18 protein-coding genes are annotated in these 15,591 nt (G+C 52.7%); 3 read left to right on the forward strand and 15 right to left on the reverse strand.

Going from position 1 to position 15,591, the window contains the following annotated elements; genetic code table 11:
• Positions 1-544 precede the first annotated feature (544 nt).
• The 9 genes from IG168_RS19085 to IG168_RS19125 form a co-directional block, all read right to left on the reverse strand.
• Complete coding sequence (locus IG168_RS19085; RefSeq protein ID WP_193166208.1) at positions 545-1,015, reverse strand: hypothetical protein; 471 nt, start codon at positions 1,013-1,015, stop codon at positions 545-547.
• 108 nt (positions 1,016-1,123) lie between these two features.
• The gene (locus IG168_RS20730; protein ID WP_319024760.1) at positions 1,124-1,465 is read right to left on the reverse strand and encodes a DUF6500 family protein; all 342 of its coding nucleotides are present in this window, start codon (positions 1,463-1,465) and stop codon (positions 1,124-1,126) included.
• Entirely contained in the window at positions 1,458-1,724 is a 267-nt protein-coding gene (locus tag IG168_RS19095) for a hypothetical protein (protein WP_193166209.1), read from the reverse strand. The genes IG168_RS20730 and IG168_RS19095 overlap by 8 nt, the downstream gene beginning before the upstream one ends.
• Before the next feature lie 157 nt (positions 1,725-1,881).
• On the reverse strand, positions 1,882-2,337 hold the full coding sequence (locus tag IG168_RS19100) for a hypothetical protein (RefSeq protein ID WP_193166210.1): 456 nt from the start codon (positions 2,335-2,337) through the stop codon (positions 1,882-1,884).
• A gap of 99 nt (positions 2,338-2,436) precedes the next feature.
• On the reverse strand, positions 2,437-2,802 hold the full coding sequence (locus IG168_RS19105; protein WP_193166211.1) for a hypothetical protein: 366 nt from the start codon (positions 2,800-2,802) through the stop codon (positions 2,437-2,439).
• A gap of 150 nt (positions 2,803-2,952) precedes the next feature.
• The gene (locus IG168_RS19110) at positions 2,953-3,465 is read right to left on the reverse strand and encodes an ankyrin repeat domain-containing protein (RefSeq protein WP_193166212.1); all 513 of its coding nucleotides are present in this window, start codon (positions 3,463-3,465) and stop codon (positions 2,953-2,955) included.
• Positions 3,466-4,377: 912 nt separating this feature from the next.
• Positions 4,378-4,791, reverse strand: coding sequence for a hypothetical protein (locus tag IG168_RS19115; protein WP_193166213.1), 414 nt, complete (start codon positions 4,789-4,791; stop codon positions 4,378-4,380).
• Positions 4,792-4,950: 159 nt separating this feature from the next.
• Complete coding sequence (locus IG168_RS19120; protein WP_193166214.1) at positions 4,951-5,481, reverse strand: hypothetical protein; 531 nt, start codon at positions 5,479-5,481, stop codon at positions 4,951-4,953.
• A gap of 159 nt (positions 5,482-5,640) precedes the next feature.
• Positions 5,641-6,036, reverse strand: coding sequence for a hypothetical protein (locus IG168_RS19125; RefSeq protein ID WP_193166215.1), 396 nt, complete (start codon positions 6,034-6,036; stop codon positions 5,641-5,643).
• 754 nt (positions 6,037-6,790) lie between these two features.
• On the opposite strand from IG168_RS19125, the gene IG168_RS19130 reads away from it, so the two are divergent.
• Positions 6,791-7,843 (forward strand): integron integrase, encoded by a 1,053-nt coding sequence (locus IG168_RS19130; RefSeq protein ID WP_193166216.1) that lies wholly within the window; start codon positions 6,791-6,793, stop codon positions 7,841-7,843.
• Positions 7,844-7,909: 66 nt separating this feature from the next.
• Here IG168_RS19130 and groL read toward each other — a convergent pair whose 3' ends face one another.
• From groL to IG168_RS19145, 3 genes are all read right to left on the reverse strand, one after another.
• Positions 7,910-9,550, reverse strand: a complete 1,641-nt coding sequence (gene groL / locus IG168_RS19135) for a chaperonin GroEL (RefSeq protein WP_193166217.1) — start codon at positions 9,548-9,550, stop codon at positions 7,910-7,912.
• Between the two features lie 52 nt (positions 9,551-9,602).
• Positions 9,603-9,896: a co-chaperone GroES gene (locus tag IG168_RS19140; RefSeq protein ID WP_160153101.1), complete on the reverse strand. Its 294-nt coding sequence runs from the start codon at positions 9,894-9,896 to the stop codon at positions 9,603-9,605.
• A 231-nt stretch (positions 9,897-10,127) separates the two neighbouring features.
• Positions 10,128-10,619 carry an FxsA family protein gene (locus IG168_RS19145; RefSeq protein WP_193166218.1) on the reverse strand — a complete coding sequence of 164 codons (492 nt, stop codon included), beginning with the start codon at positions 10,617-10,619 and terminating at the stop codon, positions 10,128-10,130.
• A gap of 150 nt (positions 10,620-10,769) precedes the next feature.
• On the opposite strand from IG168_RS19145, the gene cfa reads away from it, so the two are divergent.
• The gene (gene cfa / locus IG168_RS19150) at positions 10,770-11,921 is read left to right on the forward strand and encodes a cyclopropane fatty acyl phospholipid synthase (protein ID WP_226877157.1); all 1,152 of its coding nucleotides are present in this window, start codon (positions 10,770-10,772) and stop codon (positions 11,919-11,921) included.
• Positions 11,922-11,986: 65 nt separating this feature from the next.
• Here the strand turns inward: cfa and IG168_RS19155 are convergent, their stop codons facing one another.
• Positions 11,987-12,748, reverse strand: coding sequence for an SDR family oxidoreductase (locus IG168_RS19155; RefSeq protein ID WP_193166219.1), 762 nt, complete (start codon positions 12,746-12,748; stop codon positions 11,987-11,989).
• A gap of 75 nt (positions 12,749-12,823) precedes the next feature.
• Complete coding sequence (locus IG168_RS19160; RefSeq protein ID WP_226877158.1) at positions 12,824-13,822, reverse strand: DUF481 domain-containing protein; 999 nt, start codon at positions 13,820-13,822, stop codon at positions 12,824-12,826.
• A gap of 72 nt (positions 13,823-13,894) precedes the next feature.
• Here IG168_RS19160 and IG168_RS19165 point away from each other — a divergent pair, with 72 nt between their 5' ends.
• A complete protein-coding gene (locus IG168_RS19165; RefSeq protein WP_319024761.1) occupies positions 13,895-14,218 on the forward strand; it encodes an MGMT family protein in 324 nt (107 codons plus the stop codon).
• 13 nt (positions 14,219-14,231) lie between these two features.
• On the opposite strand, the gene IG168_RS19170 is transcribed toward IG168_RS19165, so the two are convergent.
• Entirely contained in the window at positions 14,232-15,584 is a 1,353-nt protein-coding gene (locus tag IG168_RS19170) for an AmpG family muropeptide MFS transporter (RefSeq protein ID WP_193166221.1), read from the reverse strand.
• Between the last annotated feature and the right edge of the window lie 7 nt (positions 15,585-15,591).

A 15,591-nucleotide genomic window follows, 5' to 3' on the forward strand; every position in this document is an offset into this window, starting at 1 on the left:
AAGCCTGAGTTCTCTTCTTACCCATGGTACACCTCCGTGTTAGGCCGAAACCTAACTATACAGAGTGTCTACTAAGCGTGGGTAAGTCTTGAACCTAACGCCGCCAGCATGCGCAGCTTTGCAGTGGAGGCGAAGCCGCAACGAAAAAGCCGTCGCCGTGCCTGGCCTTGTTAGGTGTTCCCTCAGGTTTGCAGCTATTTTTTATAGGCATAGTAGGTTCTTACTGCCTTTTTATCCCCATTTGCGACCGTTACTCGTAGCATTCCGTCGTCGATGGATATGTTTCCACAAGTGCTACTGTGGCAACCGTCCTTTTCTAACAGGTCTCTACAGATGGGGCACTCCAAGTAGTGACCCGACCAACCCTTTTCAGTTGGTCCGTGCGAACAAAACTCGACTTTAAAGTTGCTAGAAAGCTCATCTAGTGTCGTGCGCCCTGGGAATTTCACATTTACACCTAACGCTCGGTTTAGGGGCGGCTGGAGCGTAGCGTAAGCCGTCCCAGCCGCGCATTTCGCGGCGATTACAACCGCTTGTTAGGTTGCTAGAACACTACGTAGCGCGGACTTTCTTGAGTCGAAGCAGGGCTGAGTTCCGCGGGCCAATGCCCTTTTTCGAACCATTCCCACTGTGCTTCCAATTCAATTGGAGGACATATTTCCTCCAAAATAAATATCGCTTGTAATGCAAACGTCCATGCCGCATGGTATGCAGCTATATTTGGCGCATACCATACGTCCTCCCCTTCAACAAATGGTACTCTTTCTTTTGCTTTCTCCAAGCAAAAGTCCAATAACTTATCCCAGTAAACAATCAAGTCTTGATCTTCTGATATTAATTTATCGCAGTATGCTTGTTGCTGAAAATGTATGGCGCTTACACGCTCACATTCTGGCCCTTGCCATTCATCCCAAGACAATATGCGTTCAGGATAATCTATCAGATTTTTTCCCACTGAACCGAACAGATCTACGCTGTCTAGATTTTGTACGAAAGCTTCAAAAGCTTGATTCATGCGAAAACCTAACGCCTTGCTTTGGGGCCGAAGTGAAGCATAGCAGAACGGAGGTCCCGGCCGCGAAGCGGCGAAAACAGCAACTTGTTATGTGGTTGGTGGATAACATTAAACACCGGCTTTGACCATTTCTTTAATTTTGCTGGCCTTTTCGAAATGATCTAATTTATGGGTTTCAATCCACCACCGGGCTGCTTCCATAAGAACTTCGGACTGATCGTTCTTGTTTTTAAAAAACGCATAGAAGGATAGTCCCACATCCGCGCCTTTTTTCTCAATTTTCTGATCACATACTTCAATGATCTTTTCTCTAAGTTTTTCTCGCAAATCACTATTCCTTTGATGCAGCACATAACGACCCGCACAGGGGCAGGCAAATAAGCGCAGCGTTTTGGCTGTCCCAGCGACCAACGGGAGCGATTGCTGCGGCTTGTTAGTTGCTTCAGACACCAAGGTTTCTCCGAAGCACTTCAGCTGATTTGATAATACGGTCAGTTCTGTACAATTCTGGGTGCTTCTCGGAGTCTTTGTAATCCGTGGGCTCACCTGTATTAGCATTTACGACCCAAGACACCTCTGGGCGACGCTCACCCAAGTGCAAGCCTACAGACTGAGAATTTCCGCCAAGTATCTCGGCAACAACGCCGTAGGTACAGCGAGTTTTTACCTTATTCAGGTATTCGATAATTATCTGAATTTTCTCTTCCATATCTCAAATATCCTTGAGCAACTAACGCCCACAGTAGGGGCGGCTTACCTTGTGCGCCTTTTGCGCAAAACTGGGAGCGTAGCGACCTGCGCAAAGGGCGCACAAGGTAAGACGTCCCGCGGAGGCCCGAAGGGCCATAGCATACTATCTGTGATTGTTAGGCTTTTCGGACTGACCGAACCATGGCTTGAATAGATTTTTCCTCTAAACCCTTGTATTCCAGATCACAGTTATAAGTAATTAACAAAAATTCATTTTCGACGGCAATGTACCAAACTTTCCAGTAAACCCCAGAATCAACATACTCGGATGTTAATGCCGGCAGCGATTGAATTGGAAATTTACTCAAGATCGCGTTACTTGGATTATTATCCACAGCAATCTCTTTAAATTGTTGCTCTGAAATTTTTTCAGTAAATTTATAAACACTTATCTGCAAAGCTCCGGCGCCATCGTCTTTATAGAAAGACCATAAATCATCATCTGCTTGTAACTTCCACTCGTTCAGCTTAGTAATTTTCCAATTACTACCTTCTGGCTGCACAACTGCATCTTTAGCAAAGACGACAGCGGAAATAGTTAGTGAAAATATGAATGATGCGAGTTTTCTCATGTCTATAGCCTAACGCCTCAAACACCGGCTTGGTGAAGTTGGCGGCTTTTTTGGAACAAAAAAGGTGACAGCTTTACCAAGTCCGCGTGCTTTGACTTGTTAAGCGACTGGCTGTGGAGGGCCACTACGACCAGCTGAATCATAACCGTCACCTAACATATTAATAACATTTTGAACTGCCCACTCTAGCTCGTCTTGGTTACACCAATACTCGTCGATAACTCCGAACTTGCTATATTTCGACTGGTTGTAACCGTCTTCTATATCGTTGTACCAGACAACAGAACTTCCAATTATTGCGACCACCCAAAAACCACCGCCTTCAGCTCCATAAGTTGCCTCCTGCCACTTTTCAGGTGGAACTTTAATCAATTCCCAAACCTTTCTTTGCTCCGGGCTCATGCGATCAAATGCATCGTTTATATCGTCCCACAAAGCAGCTTCTGATATTGGTTCCCAGCTCATGCTTATTTTCGCTTAACGCCGCCAGCAGGGGCAGCTTATCTTGTGCACATTTTGCGCGAAAATGGGAGCGTAGCGACCCGCGCAAAAATGTGCACAAGGTAAGCTGTCCTGCGGAGGGCCGAAGGCCCGAAGCTTCACTGCCTGGCATTGTTATGAGTTTACCACCTGCTCAATGTACTGGCGTAAGTTTTTAGGCAGGTGAAAACATTCAGAAAACCAGACACCATTTAGGCTCTTATCACCGTCTTCAACTACCGCACTCGTATTACAACCAGCGCTAACTAATAGCTGTAACATCTTTAGAGACTGTCTACAGCAAGCTCTCAAGAATGGTGTTTTATCCATGTACGCTCGGAGCTCAATATCCGCATTTGAATCAAGTAGGACCTTAACAATTTCAACTGATTTTGATTCATCATGGTGAACCGTATCTATCAAAACGTGAATAGGTGAGTCACCACACTCATTAACATAGTTCACGTCCGCCCCGAGCTTTAAGTAGTGCCTCACATAATCAATTTGCTTGTTTTTGCACGAAGCAAGTAAAAGTGTATCTCCAAATGAATCGACTTCATCTATGTTATCGAAAGGGCCATAGCAAGCTTCGATCTCACTTGGAGTTAGTTCTTTTAATTCCGATTCGTAGCAAGAATTATGAATCATGCTTTACTCATAACGCCCGTAGCACGGGTAAATTTGGAGCGTAGCGAAAAATTTATCCCTGTGCCTACGCTTGTTAAGGTGAATTCACTTAATAGAAACCACTGCCCCTAGAGACTATAGCGTATGAATCAAAGCCGACGCCTTATTTTCATCAACACCTTCGACTGCCAAAAGCTCACCTTTCATCAACTGTCGAGCGACTCGCTTTAACTCTGTTGCATGAAGGCTCGTACACATCTGAATTCGGTCGCAAAACGCACTTAACGGCCAACTATTCTCACCCGCCCAGCGACGACCTTCACTCCAAGATTCGATTACAAGCGTTGCCATGTCGAAACCTTAACGCCCGTAGCACGGGTAAATTTGGAGCGCAGCGGAAAATTTATCCCCGTTCCTACGCTTGTTAACTGTTGGTTACTAGCCACCTGTACAGTAGCCAGAAAAATATAACCCCCATTACAGCGACTACGTTGCAATACCACTTTTTCGCTGTAGAGGTAGTTTGCCTTTGGAAGTAGCCGAGCGCACATCCAAGAATGACCAGAGGGAAAGCTATTATTGATCCCCATAGCATGAAATTTCCAGTAACCCTATTAGAGCCACCTTCAACATCTCTCAACCAAGCAATAAATTTTCGAACTAGCCCGGGCTCAGTGTTTTCATCACAATCGTAAATTGAAGCAAGAACTGACAAATATGCCAATGCATATGTCAAAAGCCCTAAAGGAATTATTATTGCCAACCACTCTTTATTCATTGCTTACAGTTAACGCCGCGAGCAGCGGCAGCTTGCTTTGTGCGCTTTATGCGCGAAAATGGGAGCAAAGCTACCTGCGCATAAAGTGCACAAAGTAAGCTGTCCGGTGTAGGCCCGTAGGGCCGGAACGAAATGCCTCGCCTTGTTATAGGTTTTCACCAAAGTTTCCACCAAGGCCTGACTTTAGATGCAACTGGCTCACCAGGACGATAAATTTTTTCACTTTGCCCATCTGCTACCGTAATATCCAAAAGTAATGCTTTTTCTAAGATGAATGGAAAAAGCTCATCAGCTCTTGAATACAGAATTGCTAGCATCCCCATCTTACTCGCGAAATTGTTTAGCATTGGTCCATCGGCCCACGGACTATTTTCCATTTCAGGATCATCGTCTTCATAGCTACACAAGCATGGATATTTATCTGTCAGAATTTTATGCAATGCTATGAGCTTCTCATGAGCTCCAGACTTATCCTCATAGTACTCTTCTCTGAGCTCTTCAATATATTTCCAGGCTGCATCATTTTCATCTGGTACATCTGTGAGTATTAAATCTAAAGTAAAGCTCATACTACTTTTGACCTATAACGCCGCCAGCAGGGGCAGCTTACCTTGTGCGCGTTTTGTACAAAAATGGGAGCGCAGCGACCTGCGCAAAACGTGCACAAGGTAAGCTGTCCCGCGGAGGGCCGAAGGCCCGGAGCTTTACTGCCTGGCTTTGTTACGTTTTCACTTGAACAGGGCTTCCAAATCGAAAGGCTCCAGTATATCCGTATGGTTATGCTTCAGTGCGTACTCGGAGGTACTGGCATTATATGTTTTACAATTTATTCCGGTGTCATACTTTGTGGCACAGATAGTGACGAGATCGAAATATATTCGGATTGACTTTACCTTTGGGGAACCATATAAATTTACCTTCTCTGAATCTGGCGGCCAGAATTTTACAACTTCAAAGTTCGTATCACGATTGAGAAAAATTTGCCCTTTCTCATTTTTTCCAAACTCCCAAATTCTTCCATTCGTTTCACACTGTTCGTTTTCAATGTCATCTAGGGGGTAGATCATATACTTCTCCCCGACCAAATCTTTGCTCTGTTCTTGATCTACGTGTTCATTGAAAACCAGATAGTCAAAATCCAAAGTCAACAACGAAAGCTCTTCCATACACATGTAATGGTAAAAGGTTACATTTGCCTGGGCGTGAATGGTTCCCGAATAGAACACTAGAAAAGCTATTGTAAATATTGTACTTCTCAATTTAATTTTCCTTAACGTAACGCCGCGCTCAGCCGCGGGCAATTTGGGGCGCTTTATGCGTAATAATGGGAGCGCAGCGACCGCGCATAAAGTGCACAAAGTTGGCTGTCGGTTGCAGCGCCTTGTTCAATATTTCCACCAGCACCCCCGCCATGCAGGCTAAATAAGCATGTTCTCAATTTTGTACAATACGAATTCTTTATCTACCACACGAAAATACAAACTTACAACGTACGAACCGCTTTCTGATGACTGAATATCAACTCTATAGTTGTTCTCATCGATCTCTAGAAATTGGTGCTCATAATATCCTGAGATTGATTCCGGAAAGAAAAAGGTCTTTCCCTTCAAAATTTCTATACCTCCTTGCGATACTTGGTCCTCGCCTTCTAAGTAAGTTTCGGTATAGATTAAATCTTGAGCAACGTGCGCCTTTCTCACCTCCTGATTTTTGTAGAAAACCTGAAGAAAGGATTTTAAATCTTCTACATCAGAAGCAGCCACTCCTGACGAAATGGTCAAAAAAATTGACACTGCAATTAGCTTCAATTTCATATGTATTTTCCTTTTTATTGAACGCCGCGCTCAGGCGCGGCTTGCTTTGGGCGCTTTACGCGCGAAAATTGGAGCGCAGCGACCGCGCGTAAAGTGCACAAAGTGAGCCGTCGGCTGCAGCGCCTGGTTATGAGCGCTTACGAAGTACACTTTTTACCCCGCCCAACTTGACCGGACCAAATTTTCTGAATAGTTGGTCTACCAATAGTGGTAGAATTACAAGCACGACAAAAAGCCCGACCCAACTAAAGTAAAATAATAAATAAAAGAAGGCCGCCGTACCAAATGCTGATGCAATTATTGCCTCTAGTAAATTGGCCCACCATGGTTGGTGAAATATTGACACGCACTCTGAGCATACGTAGTTGTTGCTCAGCACTGGCACACTCAGTGTGTTCCGAGAGCAGTTTGGGCACTTCCGTTTAAGCATGCTCGATTAGCTCATAACAGTTTATTCAAAAGACGTGTCTTTATATCAAGCTGTCGTCTATCCACGACAGAAATTGACTGAGAAAAAATTAAAGTTCTTATTTTTCAATGTCTTATCAATCCCATGTGGCAATTATTTCCGGCGAAACGCGACGCGTCACTTATTACCACATGAATTCCCGTCGTTTGATCATAATCTGAACCCTTTTAAAGTCAATGACTTAGGGTGATATGCAGGTAGATAGGCGATGCGTCTCGTGATCTATGGCTTGACTCTTGTCCACCGCCCTTAATACTGTATATAAAAACAGCATGAGTTTGAGTCATGGATGACATTCGCCATCGAATCCCAAAAGCTCAGTCCAGTCGCTTCATGCAGAAGCTGAGACTTCATATGCGCGATTCGGGACTATCGTATCGTACAGAGCAGACCTATACACACTGGATCAAGCGCTTTATTCACTTTTATAAGTTACGCCACCCTGCAGAAATGGGTATCGTGGAAGTAGAACGGTTTCTGAGCCAGCTCGCTGTGGAAAGAGACTGTTCTGTAAACACGCAGCGCGTTGCGTTGAATGCACTGGTATATCTCTACAAACGCTTTCTCGGACGGGATACAGAATCACTGAACTTCAATCCGGCCCAGCGTCCGCGACGATTGCCCGTTGTTTACAGCCCCGCCGAGATCAAGGCAATTCTCGCGGAAATGGATGGTATTTACAGGCTTCAAGTGGAGTTGATGTACGGCTCAGGGCTGCGCAGTGCAGAGCTGCTGTCCCTCAGGGTCAAGGACATCGATTACGGTAGTAATAATATTTACGTCCGCGCAGGAAAGGGTAATAAGGACCGTACCACCATGCTGCCGCAGGTGCTGATACCCGAACTCAGACAGCAGATTCGGCGAGTAGCGCTACTTCATGCACAGGACTGCAATGATGGCTTTGGGGAGGTGTATCTGCCGGATGCGCTTGCACGAAAATACCCTTCCGCAGCTCGCGAGCTGGGCTGGCAGTTTTTGTTTCCAGCTGCCGGAATAGGCACCGACCCTCGATCCGGTGTTGAGCGGCGACATCACATGCATGCTTCGACTCTGGCGAAGCATGTTCGCCTCGCCGTGCGTAAGGCCGGGATTCACAAACCCGCGCGCACCCATGCGTTTCGTCACAGCTTCGCGACTCACTTGCTCGAATCTGGTTACGATCTACGGACCATACAGGAGCTGCTGGGGCACGCGGACATCAACACGACAGAAATCTACACTCATGTCGTCAACCGCGGTGGCAGGGGCGTGCTCAGCCCATCTGATCGCCTGCGCTCGGACAACCTGGTTACGGAGAGCCGAGCCACGTACCGTCTCGCAGTGGGTATCAGACAATAGGGATCCGTGGATACAAAAAAGCCCCGCATTTGCGGGGCTTTTCGTTGGAAAGGCTGCTAAGCCGGCTTACATCATGCCGCCCATACCGCCCATACCACCCATACCACCCATGTCCGGGGCAGCCGGCTTGTCTTCCGGCAGCTCGGCAACCATGGCTTCGGTGGTGATCATCAGGCCGGCAATGGAGGCAGCCGCCTGCAGTGCAGAGCGGGTTACCTTGGCCGGGTCCAGGATGCCCATTTCCAGCATGTCGCCGTACTCGCCGGTAGCAGCGTTGTAACCGAAGTTACCAGAGCCCTGCTTGACCTTGTCGACAACAACGGAAGACTCGTCGCCGGCATTGGCTACGATCTGGCGCAGCGGCATCTCCATCGCGCGCAGTGCAGCGGCGATACCGTGGTTCTGGTCTTCGTTGTCACCGATTACGGCAACGGTCTGTACAGCGCGAACCAGGGCAGTACCGCCGCCCGGTACCACGCCCTCTTCAACTGCGGCGCGGGTAGCGTGCAGTGCGTCTTCGACGCGGGCTTTCTTCTCTTTCATTTCGACTTCGGTGGCAGCGCCAACCTTGATCACTGCAACACCGCCGGCCAGTTTGGCAACGCGCTCTTGCAGCTTCTCTTTGTCGTAGTCAGAGGAGGATTCTTCGATCTGGGCACGGATCTGCTTAACACGCGCTTCGATGTCGGCCACTTCGCCAGCACCGTCGACGATTACGGTGTTTTCCTTGGACAGGGTTACGCGCTTGGCGGTACCCAGGTGCTCCAGAGTGGTAGCTTCCAGCTCCAGGCCTACTTCTTCGGAAATTACGGTACCACCGGTCAGGATGGCGATATCCTGCAGCATGGCCTTGCGGCGGTCGCCGAAGCCCGGTGCTTTAACCGCAGCAACTTTCACGATACCGCGCATGCTGTTTACAACCAGGGTTGCCAGCGCTTCGCCTTCAACGTCTTCGGCGATGATCAGCAGCGGCTTGGAGGCCTTGGCTACCTGCTCCAGCAGCGGCAGCAGATCGCGGATGTTGGAGATCTTCTTGTCGACCAGCAGGATGAACGGGCTGTCCAGCTCGGCAGTCATGTTTTCCTGGTTGGTGATGAAGTATGGGGACAGGTAGCCGCGATCAAACTGCATGCCTTCAACGACGTCCAGCTCGTTTTCCAGACCGGAACCTTCCTCAACAGTGATCACGCCTTCTTTGCCAACTTTTTCCATGGCTTCGGCAATGATGGTACCGACATTCTCGTCGCTGTTGGCGGAGATGGTGCCTACCTGGGCAATGGACTTGCTGTCTTCACAGGGAGTGGACAGGCTGGCGATGTGATCGACAGCGGCGGCAACGGCCTTGTCGATACCACGCTTCAGGTCCATCGGATTGAAGCCGGCTGCAACTGACTTCAGGCCTTCGGTCACGATAGCCTGGGCCAGAACGGTTGCAGTGGTGGTGCCGTCACCGGCGGTGTCGGAGGCCTTGGAAGCAACTTCCTTCACCATCTGCGCGCCCATGTTCTCGAACTTGTCTTTCAGCTCGATTTCTTTGGCGACGGACACGCCGTCTTTGGTTACGGTCGGCGCGCCGAAGGACTTGTCCAGTACCACGTTGCGGCCTTTCGGGCCCAGGGTGGTTTTTACGGCGTCTGCCAGGATGTTTACACCAGCCAGCATCTTCTGGCGGGCATCATCACCAAATTTAACGTCTTTTGCTGCCATGATTCTTGTTCCTCAAATTCTGTGTGTGCGGATGAAGTGAGCGCTGGGCTGCTTAGCCTTCCAGCACGCCGTAGATGTCACCTTCGCTCATGATGATCAGCTCTTCGCCGTCCACCTTGAGGGTGTTGCTGTCGGCGTAGCGGCCGAATACAACGGTGTCGCCAACTTTCACGGACAGCGCGCGCACGTCGCCGTTATCCAGCAGCTTGCCTTCGCCTACGGCGACAACTTCGCCCTGATTCGGCTTTTCTTTGGCAGCGCCCGGCAGCACGATGCCACCGGCGGATTTCGCTTCTTCTTCCTTACGGCGCACTACGACGCGGTCGTGTAAAGGACGAATTTTCATGGATAAGCTCTCCATTGAGTCGTTTATCAAGGTTTTCAAAGTCGGGAGACCGTCGGCCCAGGGGGCCTCGGGTCTCGGTGCCCCGCTCTGGCCGGCAGAGCCGGGGCAAAATCTTGGGGTGCAGCCTATCTATGGGCTGCATGGGGAATTTCAACAGCGGCAATCAAAAAAACTGTGAAGATTGGGTGAGATCGACGGTAAAGCGGCGATATAGATCACATTTTGTACAGATCAGTCCGGATCTCGCCGGTTGCGGTTGCGCTCGTCCTCCCGCGAATAATCCCCCTCGATGACGTCGTGATCGCGGCTTTGGGGGCCCTGGTGGCCGCGACCCGACGGATCGCCGCCCGGCGTGAACCCCGGCCCCCGGACCACCGTCACGTGGCGCAGAATCCGTCCTAAGAGTAGCTGGCGCAATCCCGGAATCAGGCAGGCGAAGCCCAGCGCATCGGTAAAGAAACCGGGCGTCAGCAGCAGTGCGCCCCCCACCGCGAGAAAGATGCCCTCTGCCATTTCGCGGGCCGGCATCTCTCCGGCCTGCATCTTCTGCTGGGCGCGCAGTACCGTGGACAGCCCCTGGCGGCGCAGCAGCGCCAGGCCCACCACGGCGGTAAGCAGTACCAGGCCGATGGTCGGCAATGCGCCGATGGCGCGTCCCACGGTGATCAGGAGCCACATTTCAAAAATGGGAACGGCGATAAACAGCAGTAGCAATAGGCGCATCGGCAGGCTTCCTCGGGGCCAGTCGCTTGTTGCGACAGGCGAAACTGAGTATTTTCGATATGCTGTATTAATTGAGGGGCGGAGGCAATTCTTCAAGGGCGCCTTAATCAACCGGGCGCGCCGCGGATACGATCAAGGCCAAGGAGGCTAATGATGGCAAGCGAGCAGCAGGATTTGGTGGATACCCCGTCAGTGAGCCGCAGTCGGCATCTCGTGGACGAGATCCTGGCGGAAGCGGATATCCAGATCAACGGAGACAGACCCTGGGATCTGCGGTTACACCGGGAGGCGGCACTGGACGAAATCATCGCCCGCCACAGCCTCGGACTCGGGGAGACCTACATGCGCGGCGACTGGGATGTGCCGGCACTGGACCAGTTTTTCTGCCGCATCCTGCGCGCCGACCTGCCCCGCCACATCAAGCCGTGGCGAAATGCCTGGCGCATCCTGCGCAGCTACCTGGTCAATCTACAGAGCCGCCGCCGCGCCTTCGAGGTTGGCGAACACCACTACGATCTGGGCAACGACTTCTACCAGGCCATGCTCGACAGCCGCATGACCTACAGTTGCGGCTACTGGCGCGAGGCGGACAACCTAGAGGACGCCCAGACCGCCAAGCTGGACCTGATCTGCCGCAAGCTGGGCCTGAAACCCGGCATGCGCCTGCTGGATATCGGCTGCGGCTGGGGCAGCCTGGTGGGTTACGCCGCGGAGAACTACGGCGTGGAATGCGTCGGGGTCACTGTATCCAAAGAACAGAAGGCCTATATCGACGCACACTTCGGCAACTTGCCCATTAGCGTGGAACTGCAGGACTACCGCAGCCTGAACCAGCCCTTTGACCGCATTGCCAGCGTGGGCATGTTCGAACACGTGGGGCGCAAGAATCACCGCACGTTCATGGATGTGGCGAAGCGCTGCCTGAAGAACGACGGCCTGATGCTGTTGCACACCATCGGCAAGAACCAGCGCCGCTCCACTTGCGACCCGTGGATCGAAAAGTACATCTTTCCCAACGGCGACCTGCCCTCTGCCGGCCAGATCAGCGATGCCGCCGATAATTTGCTGGTTTGCGAGGACCTGCACAATTTCGGCAGCGACTACGACAAAACCCTGATGGCCTGGCACCACAATTTCGAGCAGCACTGGCAGCGGTTTGCAGAGCAGTACGGGCAGCCTTTTTACCGGATGTGGCGCTACTACCTGCTCTCCTGCGCCGGCGCCTTTCGCGCGCGCCATATCCAGTTGTGGCAGTGGATGTTTACCGAGGGACTGGCGGGGGGGGTTGAGCGCGTCTGCTGACACCCGCGGGAAACAAAAAGGGCGAACCATTTGGGTTCGCCCTTTTTTAACGGTCGGCCGACCAATCAGATGCGCGCGCCGCCATCGATATCCAGTACACGCCCGCTCACGAAATCATTTTCCAGGATAAAGCTGACGGTCGAGGCAATCTCTTCCTGCTGCCCCAGGCGGCGCAGTGGTACCTGCTTGACCAGGCCCTCGAGAATCTCCGGACGCATCTGTGCGACCATGTCGGTCTTGATGAATCCCGGAGCGATAGCCGCCACGCGCACGCCGTAGCGCGCCAGTTCCCGCGCCCAGCTCACCGTCATCGCGGCTACCCCGGCCTTACTCGCGGAGTAGTTGGTCTGGCCCATATTGCCGGCGCGGGACAGGCTGGAGATATTCACGATCACCCCGCCCTTGCCGCTCTCGGCCATAATGCCGGCTGCGGCGCGGCCGCAGAGGAAAACACCGGTCAGGTTGACGTCGATGACCGACTGCCACTGCGACAGGGACATACGGTCAGTCAGTTTGCCGTCCTTGACCTTGATCAGCATCCCGTCGCGCATGATACCGGCATTGTTCACCAGTACCTGCAGGCCGCCGAAATCCGCCGCGATCTGTGCGAACCCTTTGTCGACCTCTTCCTCGCTGGCCACATTGATCATGTAGCTGCGGGCCTCTGCACCCAGTGCCTTGCAGGCCCCGACACTCTCTTCCAGGCCCTCTGCATTAACGTCGATCAGCGCCAGGCGGGCGCCGCGCTCGGCCAGGTATTCGGCCATCGCACGGCCGAGCCCCTGCCCGGCACCGGTAATGGCTACGATACTGTCGGCAATCTGCATGGGAATTCCTCGTCTTCTATTTCTCTATTTGTACCCAGTGTCCCCAACTACTGCGGCCGCAAGCCGCCGCGGAAATTACCACTGGTAACCGACCCCGACGGTCAGCTTGGTATCTTCTTTTTCGCTTTCCAGTGACGGGGTGTTGTCGTACTGCCAGTAGTAGGCAATCTCCATCAGTACACCTTCCACCAGCGGGGTGCGCACTCCCAGTTTGGCATTGGCCTGGTAATCGTCACTACTGTCCACGGATTGCAGCACCTCCTGGTCGAGGTACACCTCGGGGCCCAGCCCGAATTTATAGCGGTAGTTCACCGCGGCCCGCGCCGCCGTGTAGTGCTTGTCCTGGTTATCGCTCAGGTCCGAGTTAATGAAATCCTCGCTCAGGCTACTGAGGCCACTTTCCACGGAGAATGCAGTTTTCTCGGTATCGTAGAACAGGTAACCCATACCGAGACCGAGTGTAGTGCCCATATCCAGGTTGCGCGCCTCTTCCCGCTCCAGCGCGCTGTTGGCTGCGGCGAACCACTTCTCGGCGAAGATCCAGCGCAGGTTGTAGGACAGCTGGTATTTCTCCTGTGCATCGGCATCCGGCGTGGACAGGCTTTCGTAGAGGGTCTTCACCAGGTGGTGGAAGTCGCCGCTGCGGATATCCAGGTTGACGTTGACATCCAGGTCATCGCGCTCGGTGTTGCCGTGTTCAAAGTCCCCGCCCGCATTGACGTTACCGTGAAACACCACCGGGTTGCCGACAAAATTGATATAGGGCTCTGCGCGGTCGATCGCCGGAAAATCGATCAGCCAGCCGGAACCCTCGTCGCAGTACAGTTCCCACTTCTCGCGCAGGTGCCCGGCCAGGGCGCAGGGGCCGTCATGCCCGGCAATCTTCAGGTCGACATCGGTATCCAGCGACAGGACCTTATCCTTGGGAATGGTGATCTGGCCAAAATTGTCCGCATTCCAGGTCACCTGGTCGCGCTCCACCACCACCAGGGTACCGTGCACACGGTCGCCGTTGGTCAGTGTCAGCACGCCGGCGGCGGCGGGCAGGGAGACAACGGCGAGTAAAACCAGCAAGATACCTGCGATCTGACGGACACCTCGAACCACGGAATGCAACCTTAGAATTTTTTAACAGCGGATTTAAAAGTGGGGAAAAGCTCAAATACAGATGGCAATGATGCCATATCCAGGATGTGCCGTGTACTGGCAGAAATCCCCCAGGGGCGAGTGATCACTTACGGCGATCTGGCCGAAATGGCGGGATATCCCCGCGCGGCGCGGCTCGCCGGTCAGACGCTGCGCAAGCTACCGCGCGGGACCAAATTGCCGTGGCACCGGGTCATCAACGCCCAGGGGCGTATCTCACTGCCGGAACCGGCTGCACAGCGGCAGATTGCGAGGCTGGAAAAAGAGGGAATCACGCTACTGAACGGCAGGATCGACCTGGTCAGATATCGCTGGCAGCCCTGAGGCGGCAGGGATGCTAGCCCGCCGCCGGCTCGGACTCTTCTTCGCCGCGGCTCCTGTGCCACAGGTAGGCCGCCAGCAGCACTGCCGGAATCCCCAGCGTGGCCGAGTAGACGAAGAAGTGTGAATAGCCCTGGGCGTCCACCACGACGCCAGAGAAGCCGGCGATGATCTTGCCCGGCAACTTCATCAATGAACTGAACAGGGCGTACTGGGTGGCCGTATACGCCTGGTTGGTCAGACTCGACATATAGGCGATAAACACCGCATTGGAGATACCCCCGCTGATATTGTCAGCGCTGATCACCACAGCCAGCCAGGCCCGGCTGGGACCGACCTGGGCAAGATGCGCAAACAGCAGGTTCGCCACTGACAACAGTATCGCGCCCAGAATCAGCGGGCGCATGATGCCGTATTTCACCACCAGCAAACCGCCGAGATAGGCGCCGATAATCGTACAGAAAAAGCCGAAGACCTTGCCGATTTCGGCGATATCCGTCTTGGTAAAGCCCAAGTCCAGATAGAAAGGGTTCGCCATGATCCCCATGACGATGTCACTGAGCAGATAAATGCTGATAAACAGCAACAACACAAAGGAAAAACGACCATTGCGCTGGAAGAACTCGAGGAATGGACAGGCCACGGCGCGCACGAGCCACTCTTTGAACGGTCCGTGTTCACCACTGCCCAGCACCTTGTCCACCCATTCGTGCTGGAATTCTTCCGCCTGCTTTTTCACCTTGCTGTGGTCGGGCTCGGCAATCAGGAATGTAGTGACGATACCCACCGCCATCAGCGCCGCCATCGTGGTATAGGAAACCGCCCAACTCGCGTTGTCGGCAATCAGCAGCGCACCGGCACCGGAGATCAATACAGCCACCCGGTAGCCGAATACATAGTTCGCCGCCATGGCCCCCTGCAACTCCTTATCCACGGCCTCGATGCGGTAGGCGTCAATGACGACATCCTGGGAAGCGGAGCACAGGGCGACCCACAGGGACGACAGTGCAACCGGCAACAGTGACATCTGCGGGTTCAGGTGGGACATATACAGCAGCCCCCCCACCAGGCCCGCCTGCGCAACCAGCATCCAGCTGCGGCGCTTGCCGAGCCAGCGGGTCAGATATGGCACCGGCAGTGAGTCGATGATAGGGGCGAGGATAAACTTGAAGGAAAAAATGATGCCCACCCAGGCGAAGAAACCGATCACGGTGCGACTGGCACCGTAGTCGCGCAGCCAGGCACTCAGGGTGGAAAACACCAGCAGATAGGGGAGGCCCGACGAGAAGCCGAGGAAGAACATCGCCATGACGCGGGGCTTCAGATAAACCCCGAGCGCCTGCCACCAGCTTAATTTTTGTTCTTGCATGCTGCTG

Origin of the sequence: Microbulbifer hainanensis, assembly GCF_014904735.1 — a bacterium.
Classification (GTDB): domain Bacteria; phylum Pseudomonadota; class Gammaproteobacteria; order Pseudomonadales; family Cellvibrionaceae; genus Microbulbifer; species Microbulbifer hainanensis.

What these genes read in the sequence shown, in the direction of transcription:
- IG168_RS19085 (WP_193166208.1), bottom strand. Translation starts at nt 1,015, where the DNA reads ATGAATCAAGCTTTTGAAGCTTTCGTACAAAATCTAGACAGCGTAGAT.
- IG168_RS19095 (WP_193166209.1), bottom strand. Translation starts at nt 1,724, where the DNA reads ATGGAAGAGAAAATTCAGATAATTATCGAATACCTGAATAAGGTAAAA.
- IG168_RS19100 (WP_193166210.1), bottom strand. Translation starts at nt 2,337, where the DNA reads ATGAGAAAACTCGCATCATTCATATTTTCACTAACTATTTCCGCTGTC.
- IG168_RS19105 (WP_193166211.1), bottom strand. Translation starts at nt 2,802, where the DNA reads ATGAGCTGGGAACCAATATCAGAAGCTGCTTTGTGGGACGATATAAAC.
- IG168_RS19110 (WP_193166212.1), bottom strand. Translation starts at nt 3,465, where the DNA reads ATGATTCATAATTCTTGCTACGAATCGGAATTAAAAGAACTAACTCCA.
- IG168_RS19115 (WP_193166213.1), bottom strand. Translation starts at nt 4,791, where the DNA reads ATGAGCTTTACTTTAGATTTAATACTCACAGATGTACCAGATGAAAAT.
- IG168_RS19125 (WP_193166215.1), bottom strand. Translation starts at nt 6,036, where the DNA reads ATGAAATTGAAGCTAATTGCAGTGTCAATTTTTTTGACCATTTCGTCA.
- IG168_RS19130 (WP_193166216.1), top strand. Translation starts at nt 6,791, where the DNA reads ATGGATGACATTCGCCATCGAATCCCAAAAGCTCAGTCCAGTCGCTTC.
- groL (WP_193166217.1), bottom strand. Translation starts at nt 9,550, where the DNA reads ATGGCAGCAAAAGACGTTAAATTTGGTGATGATGCCCGCCAGAAGATG.
- IG168_RS19140 (WP_160153101.1), bottom strand. Translation starts at nt 9,896, where the DNA reads ATGAAAATTCGTCCTTTACACGACCGCGTCGTAGTGCGCCGTAAGGAA.
- IG168_RS19145 (WP_193166218.1), bottom strand. Translation starts at nt 10,619, where the DNA reads ATGCGCCTATTGCTACTGCTGTTTATCGCCGTTCCCATTTTTGAAATG.
- cfa (WP_226877157.1), top strand. Translation starts at nt 10,770, where the DNA reads ATGATGGCAAGCGAGCAGCAGGATTTGGTGGATACCCCGTCAGTGAGC.
- IG168_RS19155 (WP_193166219.1), bottom strand. Translation starts at nt 12,748, where the DNA reads ATGCAGATTGCCGACAGTATCGTAGCCATTACCGGTGCCGGGCAGGGG.
- IG168_RS19170 (WP_193166221.1), bottom strand. Translation starts at nt 15,584, where the DNA reads ATGCAAGAACAAAAATTAAGCTGGTGGCAGGCGCTCGGGGTTTATCTG.